The sequence below is a fragment of the Gryllotalpicola sp. CP2-P1 genome (genome assembly GCF_057512245.1).
Window position 1 is genome coordinate 1 of sequence record NZ_JBLRDT010000366.1, and the last position, 1,406, is coordinate 1,406.

Genomic DNA, 1,406 nt, shown 5'->3' on the forward strand with positions numbered 1-1,406 from the left:
GGGTGCAGGAACGGCCCGAGCAGCTGCCGCGAGACGGCCGTTCCGAGCGTGCCGACCAGCGCACCCTGATGCGCGAGGCCCACCGACCACGCCGTCTCGAGGTAGCCGAGGTTCTCGACGAACGCGAAGCCGAAGCCGACCGCGGCGCCGACGTACAGCCCGACGCGACCGTTCTTCACCGGCAGCGAGCGCCCGAGCAGCAGCGCGGCGCCGAGCTTCGCCGACTCTTCGACGAAGCCGACCAGCGCGAAGCTGAGCGTGGCCGGGCGGGCCGCCGTGCCCCCGGCGAACGCGTCGATCGTGCCGTTCGCCATGGCCGCCGCGACGGCGGCGAGGAATCCGGCGAGCAGGCCGCCGCCGATGAGACGCCCCACCGACAGCCGCCAGCGCGGTTGCAGGCGATAGGCCATCGTGTAGAGGAAACCGGCGATGACGCACCCGCTGCCGACGAGCAGCAGCACGGGGTCGAGCACCTGGTAGTCGCGCGGCGACGGGCGCTGCACGTCGCGCAGCAGCCAGGCCACAAGGAACTCGAGGCCGATGATCGCGACGGCGCCGAGGGCGATCCAGAGGCCGCCCCACGCGCCGAACCACTTCCGTGGCGGCCTCGGCTCCCTCTGCGGCAGCGCGGGCGGCTGCGGTGCCGCCGGCGGCTGCGGCGGGTAGAGCCGCCGCCAGTCCTCATGAGGCGAGTGCTGCTGCGGCACCGGCACGCGGTCGGGAGTGTCGGTCATCCCTGCATTCTTCCCGACCCTGAAAAGATCTAGCGATGCCCTTGATAAAGCCGACGCCCGGCGCGAGCACGACCGACCGCGAGATCCTCGCGCTCGCGGTGCCCGCCCTCGGCGCGCTCGTGGCCGAGCCGGTCTTCCTGCTCGTCGACAGTGCGCTCGTCGGCCACCTCGGCCGTGTGCCGCTCGCCGGGCTCGGCCTCGCGAGCGCCGTGCTGCAGACGGTCGTCGGCCTCATGGTGTTCCTCGCCTACGGCACGACTCCCGCCGTCGCGCGCCGGCTCGGCGCGGGCGACCGCGCGGGCGCCATCTCGCTCGGCGTCGATGGCACGTGGCTCGCGACGGCCCTCGGGCTCGCGCTGGGGGCGATCGGATTCCTCGCCGCGCCGTTCCTCGTTGGCCTGTTCTCTGCGGCGCCCGAGGTCACGCAGCAGGCATCCGCCTATCTGCGCGTCGCCATGATCGGGCTGCCCGCCATGCTCATCGTGTACGCCGCGACGGGCCTGCTGCGCGGCCTGCAGGACACGCGCACGCCGCTCGCCGTCGCGGTCGCGGGCTTCATCGCCAACGCGGGGCTGAACGGATTCTTCATCTACGGCCTGCACCTCGGGGTCGTCGGCTCGGCCGTCGGCACCGACGTGGCGCAGTGGGGCATGGTGGCGGCGTACGTGGTGG

At 73.3% G+C, this 1,406-nt stretch carries 2 protein-coding genes; one reads left to right on the top strand and one right to left on the bottom strand.

Annotated features, from left to right (window positions below; all coding sequences use genetic code 11):
• Positions 1-734 (bottom strand): PrsW family glutamic-type intramembrane protease (locus ACM2XV_RS15260; protein ID WP_487027560.1); only part of this gene is annotated, 734 nt, incomplete at its 3' end.
• 35 nt (positions 735-769) lie between these two features.
• Here ACM2XV_RS15260 and ACM2XV_RS15265 point away from each other — a divergent pair.
• A partial coding sequence (locus ACM2XV_RS15265; protein ID WP_487027561.1) for an MATE family efflux transporter occupies positions 770-1,406 on the top strand: 637 nt, incomplete at its 3' end.